The sequence below is a fragment of the Burkholderia sp. SRS-W-2-2016 genome (assembly GCF_001931485.1).
Lineage (GTDB): Bacteria > Pseudomonadota > Gammaproteobacteria > Burkholderiales > Burkholderiaceae > Paraburkholderia.
This window is the reverse complement of the sequence record NZ_MSDV01000053.1, coordinates 86,286-94,381: the sequence shown is the minus strand read 5'-3', so window position 1 is coordinate 94,381 and position 8,096 is coordinate 86,286. Positions and strand designations below refer to the sequence as shown.

The 8,096-nt window shown below is 67.9% G+C and carries 6 protein-coding genes; 1 reads left to right on the top strand and 5 read right to left on the bottom strand.

Annotated features, from left to right (window positions below; all coding sequences use genetic code 11):
* The 5 genes from BTH42_RS23700 to BTH42_RS23680 form a co-directional block, all read right to left on the bottom strand.
* The coding region (locus tag BTH42_RS23700) for an NRAMP family divalent metal transporter (protein WP_075303597.1) at nt 1–1,273 on the bottom strand (1,273 nt) is incomplete at its 3' end.
* A gap of 75 nt (nt 1,274–1,348) precedes the next feature.
* Nucleotides 1,349–2,179, bottom strand: a complete 831-nt coding sequence (fghA, locus tag BTH42_RS23695) for an S-formylglutathione hydrolase (protein WP_075303596.1) — start codon at nt 2,177–2,179, stop codon at nt 1,349–1,351.
* Between the two features lie 49 nt (nt 2,180–2,228).
* Nucleotides 2,229–3,338 carry an S-(hydroxymethyl)glutathione dehydrogenase/class III alcohol dehydrogenase gene (locus BTH42_RS23690; protein ID WP_075303595.1) on the bottom strand — a complete coding sequence of 370 codons (1,110 nt, stop codon included), beginning with the start codon at nt 3,336–3,338 and terminating at the stop codon, nt 2,229–2,231.
* Between the two features lie 57 nt (nt 3,339–3,395).
* Nucleotides 3,396–3,671 carry a formaldehyde-responsive transcriptional repressor FrmR gene (gene frmR, locus BTH42_RS23685; protein ID WP_075303594.1) on the bottom strand — a complete coding sequence of 92 codons (276 nt, stop codon included), beginning with the start codon at nt 3,669–3,671 and terminating at the stop codon, nt 3,396–3,398.
* 205 nt (nt 3,672–3,876) lie between these two features.
* Nucleotides 3,877–4,791, bottom strand: coding sequence for an AraC family transcriptional regulator (locus BTH42_RS23680; protein ID WP_075303606.1), 915 nt, complete (start codon nt 4,789–4,791; stop codon nt 3,877–3,879).
* A gap of 311 nt (nt 4,792–5,102) precedes the next feature.
* Here BTH42_RS23680 and BTH42_RS23675 point away from each other — a divergent pair, with 311 nt between their 5' ends.
* Complete coding sequence (locus BTH42_RS23675) at nt 5,103–8,012, top strand: winged helix-turn-helix domain-containing protein (RefSeq protein ID WP_075303593.1); 2,910 nt, start codon at nt 5,103–5,105, stop codon at nt 8,010–8,012.
* Nucleotides 8,013–8,096: the final 84 nt, after the last annotated feature.

Genomic DNA, 8,096 nt, shown 5'->3' with positions numbered 1-8,096 from the left:
CCACCGCCGCAACCGTCATCGCGACCGTCGCCGCCCACCCGCCCCACGCGAGCGCGCCCCGGATCGCGAACTCGCCCATTACCCGGCGGCTGCGCGCCATCAGCATGATGATCACCATGATCGGCACCGCGGCCACGCCGTTGATCACCGCGCTCCAGTACAGCGCGCGGATCGGATCGAAGTGCATGAAGGTGATCGCCACGCCGCCGACGATCGCCAGCGCGATCACCGCATAGAACTCGCGCGCGAGCGTCAGATGCAGCGCGAGCGAATTGCGCCAGCGAAAACTCCCCGCCGCCGCATACGCGGCCGAGCCGGCCAGCACCGGCAGCGCGAGCAAACCGGTGCCGATGATGCCGACCGCGAACAGCGCGTACGCAAAGCGCCCGGCGAACGGTTCGAGCGCGCGCGCCGCGTCGGCCGAGGTCTTCACCTCGATGTGATGCAGATGCAGCGTCGCGCCCGCGGTCAGCATGATGAAAAACGCGATCACGCTCGACACGCCCATCCCCACCCACGTATCGAAGCTGATCCGCCGCAACTGCGCGGGCGCCTGGTGCGGCACGCGGCGCAATGGTCCCTGGTCCGGCTTCGCGCGCATCTCCTCGATTTCCTGCGACGCCTGCCAGAAGAACAGATACGGACTGATGGTGGTGCCGAGCACCGCGGTGACGGTCGTCAGATAGGCCGGAGTCAGCGAGATGCGCGGAAACACGATCGCATGCGCGACATCGCGCCACTGGATCGGCACGATCAGCGCGACCGCGACATAGGCGAGCAGCACCAGCGCCGCCCACTTCAGAAAGCGCGCATAGCGTTCGTAAGGGACGAAGATCTGCAGCACGACGGAAAAAACGCCGAGCACGACCACGTAGAAATGCTCGGGGCCGGGCACCAGCAAGCCAAAGGCTGCGCCCATCGCCGACAGGTCGGCCGCGATATTGATGACGTTGGCGAGCACCAGCAGCACGACCGCGCTGTAGAGCAGCCAGCGCGGATAGTGCGCGAGCATGTTCGACGCGAGACCCTTGCCGGTCACCCGGCCGATCCGCGCGCTCACCAGCTGGATCGCGCTCATCAGCGGATAGGTCAGCAGCAGCGTCCACAGCAGGTTGAAGCCGAACTGCGCGCCCGCCTGCGAATAGGTGCCGATGCCGGAAGGGTCGTCGTCCGCCGCGCCGGTGACGAGGCCCGGGCCGAGGCGCCGGATCCACGACCGGGACACCGGATCGCTGACCGCGCTTTCCGGATCGAGTAGTTTGTCGTCGCCCATGGCTCCTCCTGTGGGCGACGCGCTGCAATTATCGGGCCCGGCTCGCCGTAACAGGCGCAAGCCGGGCGCGCGTTATCAGGCCAGCGCTTTGGCGTGAAACGCGAAGTGTTCGCCGATAAAGCTGGCGATGAAGTAATAGCTATGGTCGTAGCCGTCGCGCAGTTTCAGTTGCAACGGATGCCCGGCCTTCGCGCAAGCGTCCTGCAGCAGTTCCGGCCGCAGTTGCTTCGCGAGGAATTCGTCGCCGCCGCCCTGTTCGACGAGCAGCGGCAGCTTCTCGCTCGCGCTGCCGACCAGTTCGACCGCGTCGTATTGCTTCCACGCGTCGCGCTCGTCGCCGAGATACGCGCCGAGCGCCTTCTCGCCCCACGGCACCTGGCTCGGCGCGACGATCGGCGAGAACGCCGACACGCTGCGATAACGGCCCGGATTGCGCAGCGCGATCACCAGCGCGCCGTGGCCGCCCATCGAGTGACCGCTGATCGAGCGCGCGTCGCTGGCCGGGAAATTGGCTTCGACGAGCGCCGGCAGTTCGGACACCACGTAGTCGTACATGCGGAAGTGCTTCGCCCACGGCTCGCGTGTCGCGTTCACATAAAAGCCCGCGCCCTGGCCCAGATCGTAGTCCGGCGAATCGGCGACCTCGCTGCCGCGCGGACTGGTGTCCGGCGCGACGACGATGACGCCGTGTTCGGCCGCGTAACGCTGCGCGCCGGCCTTGGTGATGAAGTTCTGTTCGGTGCAGGTGAGCCCCGACAGCCAGTACAGCACCGGACATTTCTGCCCGCGCAGCGCGGCCTCGGGCAGAAAAATGCCGAATTTCATCTCGCCGCCGACGCTCGCCGAGGTGTGCTTCCACACCTCCTGGCTGCCGCCGTGGCTGACGTGTCGTTCAATGCGCTCCATAAGTCTTAACGCCTCCTGGTCGGTGCGGTTGGTTCAACGACGCAGCGGATCAGTAATGCACGACGGTGCGGATCGACTTGCCTTCGTGCATCAGGTCGAACGCTTCGTTGATCCCGTCGAGCGCCTTCGTGTGGGTGACGAACGGCGCGAGCTGGATCTTGCCTTCCATCGCCTCTTCGACCATGCCCGGCAACTGCGAGCGGCCCTTCACGCCACCGAACGCGGTGCCGAGCCAGCGGCGCCCGGTCACCAGCTGGAACGGCCGCGTGGAGATTTCCTGACCCGCGCCGGCCACGCCGATCACGACCGACTGACCCCAGCCGCGGTGCGCGCATTCGAGCGCCGCGCGCATCACGTTGACGTTGCCGATGCATTCGAAGCTGTGGTCGACGCCCCACGTGGTCATCTCGACGATCACCTGCTGGATCGGCTTTTCGTGATCCTTCGGATTCACGCAGTCGGTCGCGCCGAACGCGCGCGCCAGATCGAACTTGCCCGGGTTGGTATCGACCGCGATGATGCGGCCCGCCTTCGCGAGCTTCGCGCCCTGGATCACCGCGAGGCCGATGCCGCCGAGACCGAATACGGCGACCGTATCGCCTTCCTGCACCTTGGCGGTGTTTTTCACCGCGCCCAGACCCGTGGTCACGCCGCAACCGAGCAGGCACACCTGCTCGGGATTGGCCTGCGGATTGATCTTCGCGAGCGACACTTCGGCCCCCACCGTGTATTCGCTGAACGTCGAGCAGCCCATGTAGTGATAGAGCGGCTGGCCGTTGTAGCTGAAGCGCGTGGTGCCGTCGGGCATCACGCCCTTGCCCTGGGTCGCGCGCACCGACACGCACAGATTGGTCTTGCCGCTCTTGCAGAACAGGCACTCGCCGCATTCGGCGGTGTAGAGAGGAATGACGTGGTCGCCGGGCTTCACGCTGGTCACGCCTTCGCCCACTTCGACGACGATACCCGCGCCTTCATGGCCGAGCACGACCGGGAACAGGCCTTCGGGGTCGTCGCCCGACAGCGTGAACGCATCGGTATGGCACACGCCGGTGTGGGTGATCTTCACCAGCACTTCGCCCTTGCGCGGCGGTTCGACGTCGATCTCGACGATCTCGAGGGGTTTGCCCGGCGCAAACGCAACAGCAGCACGCGATTTCATAGTAGTCCTGTTAACAAGTGGGTTCGGCTAGCGGAGCGCGGGCGGGCCCGCACCGGGCTAACGCAGATAGGTTCGAACGAGGCTCACCACATCATCGATCGATCCGGCCGAGGTCTGCGAGGTTCCCGCCAGGTGCGCGAACTCTTCGCGCAGATGACTTTCGAGCACGCCGGCCATCACGCCGTTGATCGCCCCGCGGATCGCCGCCAGTTGCTGCAGCACCGGCGCGCAGTCGGCGCCTTCTTCCAGCGCGCGTTCGAGCGCGTCGAGCTGACCGCGAACCCGGCGCACGCGCGTGAGGACGCGCTTCTTTTCTTCGGGGGAATGAGGCATGACGGGATCGATAGGGGATACTGCCGGGCAGTATAGGTCAATACTGGGCGGGAGTATAGAGATCGACGCGGAGGCGGGAGGCGGGCGGCGGCGCGGGCCACCACGCGAGCAAGCCGCGCACCCGGGGGCGCAGGTTGCCGCTGTCGCCGCTGTCGGCGGGCTGCTGTTTTGACGGAAAGTGCTCCGGCGCGAACCGCCGGCGGTATTAACGCGCGGCCTGGCGGCGCCAGGTTGCCGGCGGCGCGCCCACCATCTGGGAAAACACCCGCGTGAAATGGCTCTGATCGGCAAAGCCGCAGGCGACCGCGATATCGGTGATCGGGCGTTGCGTGCCGCCGAGCAGATCGCGCGCCCGTTCGATGCGCCGTTCGAGCAGCCACTGGTACGGCGTGCGATGCATCGCCGCCTTGAACGCGCGAATGAAATACGCGCGCGAAAGCTGGCATTCGCGGGCGATATCTTCGATGCTCGCGCGGGTCTGAATGCTGGCGAGCAGCATCTCGGTCGCGCGCGCCTGCTGCTGCGGCGACAGACTGCGCGTAGTCTTGCCCGCTCGCGACGGCGCGTGTCCGTAATGCTCGAACAGATGCGCGCCGATCGCGAGACCGACCTGTTCGACGAACAGCGGGCTCGCTTCGTGGCGTGCGTCGAGCGTGAGCGCGAGCACTTGCGCGAGGTGGCCGAGAATCGGATCGCGGGTCGCGGGCTTCACATCGAAACTCGTGATAGCGGGGCCGCCGCGCTCGGCGCTCGCATTCGCGACGAACTCGCGCGACAGTTCGACCAGCATGAAATCGAAGCCGCTTTGCATCTCGGCGCGATAGTCGTCGGCGAAATCGCGCAGATAGATCGCGTCCTTGTCGAAGCGATGCAGCGACCCGTGTCTGCCGTTGAAAATCTGCCGCCGGTGTCCGCCGTCGAGCGCCACGCCGAGCAGAAAGCCGCGCCCGGACGCAGGGGTGGCGACCGTGCTGGGCGCGTCGGTCAGCGTGCATTTGCGATACACGATGAACTCGCCCGCGTCGAGTTCGAGATCCTTGCGCAGCCGGTTCGCGACACAGCCGAGCGAGTCTTTGCGGGTTGCCGCCGCGGCTGCAAGGTGGTTTTGAATGTCGAGCATGGTGAGCGAGCTGTTTTCGTCGGACTTCGTCGCGACATCGTGGCGATAGGTCGTGACGGCACGTGAGCCGAAATTTGACGCGCAGGAAGTTACCACAGCAATAAGGCGCACGTAAGGCTGGGACGTGCCGTTCGGGTTGCGGGTTGGTTGCGTATTGGTTGTTAACCGCCGCGCTGCGAAGAGTATTTTTAGGCAAGACTGAAATGTTAAATGACCCTTACAATTCGGCCATCCTCCCGTCGACGCCCCGGTCGACCCGTCCGCATCCGCAGTCATCGCGCCGCACCGTCCGGCGACCCAAGGAAGCATCCATGATCAAAATTGGCGCCTTGCTCGTCAACTTCGAGCAGCGTGAGATTCTGCGTCAAGGCTTGCCGCTGCGCATCAGCGCGCGCGCATTCGACATTCTGGAAGTGCTGTTTCGCGCCAACGGTTCGATCGTGAGCAAGGACGAGCTGATCGACTCGGTGTGGCCCGACCAGATCGTCGAGGAAAACCGCCTGCAGGTGCATATCGCGGCGCTGCGCAAGGCGCTGGAGGCGGATCGCGAACTGATCAAGACGGTGTCGGGGCGCGGTTATATCCTGCTGCCGCAGTTGCCGGCGGCGGCGCCGGCCGCGCTCGCCACCCGGCTGCCCGGCCGCGCGCCGGTGCTGGTCGGCCGCGCGCACGACGTCGAGAACGTGGTGGCCAAGCTCGCGCAGTCGGCCGTCGTCACGCTGGTGGGCGCCGGCGGGATCGGCAAGACCGCGCTCGCGCTGTGTGTCGCCGAGGCCGTGCAGCAGCGTTTCGGGCGCACGGTCTGTTTCGTCGAGCTGGCGTCCGCCAGTTCGCGCGCGTCGGTGCTGGCCACGCTCGCGCTGGCGTTGCAGGCGACCCCAGCCGACGTGATGCAGGACCCGTGCGCGCTGCTCGCGAAGATGTCGCCCGATGGCGTGTTGCTGGTGCTCGACAACGCCGAGCAGGTGGTCGGCGAGGTCGCGGAAGTGGTCGAAGCGCTGGTCGCGCACGCGCGTTGGCTGCGGGTGCTCGTGACCAGCCGCGAGCCGCTGACGATCCGCGCGGAGACCGTGTACCGGGTCGAGCCGCTCGACGTGCCGGCCGCCGACGAGCCGCTCGAAACGATGCGCGCGCGCGGCGCGGTGCAGCTGTTCCTGCAGCGGGCGCGCGATCTCGCGCCGGCCTGCGCGACGGACGCGGCCAGCGTGCGCGCGGTCAGCGAAATCTGCCGGCGCCTGGAGGGCTTGCCGCTCGCGATCGAACTGGCGGCGGCGCGGGTCGCGACGCTCGGCATCGACGGCGTCGCCGCGCGGCTGGACGACCGCCTCGATCTGCTGAGCGGCGGCTTGCGGCTGGCGCTGCCGCGCCACCAGACCTTGCGGGCCACGTTCGACTGGAGCTACACGCTGCTCGATGCGAACGCGAAGACGCTGTTTCGCAGCCTGGCGTTCTTCGCCGGCAGCTTCGCGTTCGACGCGGTGTGCGCGGTGGCGATCGAACCGGGCGTGCCGATCGCGTCGACGATCGCCGCGCTCGGCGAGCTGGCCGCGAAATCGCTGCTGACGGTCGAGTTTCATGGCGCGATCGCGCTGTACCGGCTCACCGAATCGACCCGCGCGTATGCGATGGAAAAGCTGCGCGACGAGGGCGAGCTGCAACGGGTCGCGCAGCGTCATCTGCGCTATCTGCAACGACAGATCGAAGACCGTTCGGCGCTGGTCCCGCACCGCGGGCAAGCGGGCGGCGCCGACGCGCCGCTCGACGCCGCCCGCAGCGCGTGGGACTGGGCGTTTTCGGCGCAAGGCGACGCGACGCTCGGGGTGGCGCTGGCGGGCTCGCTGGTCGGCCGCCTGCTCGATGCGTCGCTGGTGCACGAATGCCGCGAACGCGCGCAACGCGCGCTCGAAACGCTCGATGCGTTGCCGCACGGCAGCGTCGACGCGACCTGCGAGATGCGCGTGTGCTCCGCATACGCGGCCGCGCTGCTGATGACCGACGGCGCCGCCGCGGACGCCGCCGCGCTGTGGCGGCGGGTTCAGGCGCGCGCGGTCGCGAGCGGCGACGCGGCCTTCGAGGCCCGCGCGATGTGGGGGCTGTGGAACGCGGCGATGACCGCCGGCGACATTCACGCGTCGCTGCGCTTCGCGACCCGCTTCGAGTCGCGCGCGCTGAGCAGCGGCTCCGCGTGGCAAAAACTCTGTGCGAGCGCGACGCTGGCGGCGTCGCTGCATTGTTTCGGCGAACACGCGCAGGCGCGCGAGCGGCTCGAGCGCACGCTGGCGGCGCTCGACACGACCGCGCCGCAAAGCCGCGCGGATACCGAACTGGCGATCGACCCGCGCATCTTCGGCACCGGCACGCTGGCCCGCATCGTGTGGATGCAGGGTGAAACCGCGTTCGCGCTGGCGCTGATCGAGCGCGGCATCAACCTCGTGCGCCCGGACCTGCTGGAGCCGTCGCTGTGCCATCTGCTCGCGGTCGTCGCGGTGCCGGTCGCGCTGGCCTGCGGCGAGTCGGAGCTCGCGGCGCGTCATCTGGGCCTGTTGCGCTCGCAAGCCGCGCTCAATCGCTTCGACGGCTGGCAGGACTACGGCGACTGCCTCGCCGGTCGACTGGCGCTGGCCGCGGGACGCCGCGCCGAAGGAATCGCGCAGATCGAAGCGGGTCTCGCCCGGCTGGAGGCCCGCAACTTCCGCCGGCTGACGATCCCGCTGATCCTGAGTCTGGCGCAGGCGCTGATTGCAGAAGGGCGGCTCGACGAAGCGTTCGCGCGGATCGAAGACGCGCAGCGCCAGGGCAACGCGCGCGGCGACCATGCGTTCGACGCGGAACTGATGCGCGTGAGCGGTGCAATCGACGTCGCCCGCGCGCGGAGCGGGTACGCCGCCGGCGAGCCGTCGCGCGCGCGTCTGCTCGGCACCGGCCATCGCAAGCTCGCGCAGGCGCTCGAACTGGCGCGCGAGCAACAGGCATGGCTGTTCGAGTTGCGCGCCGCGCTGGATCTCGCCGCGTCGTTGGCGCAGGACGGCGCGCGGCGCGAGGCCGCCGAACTGCTCGCGTCGTTGACCCGCTTCGACGCGCAGCATGCCGGCGACGGCGAGCACGCGCGTCTGCCCGAAGCGGCGCAACTGGCCGCGTTGCGGCGCGAACTGGCGACGCCGGAGTTCGTCGCCGCCGACAGCCGCGACACCGCGTTCGACGCCACCTCCAACGCCACTTAGCGGCAGCGCTCAACTATTTAAGCGCGCTTTCAGATTTATTCAGATTTCCCAAAGGACTTGGTTTTTCTCCGTCGCTAGACTGCG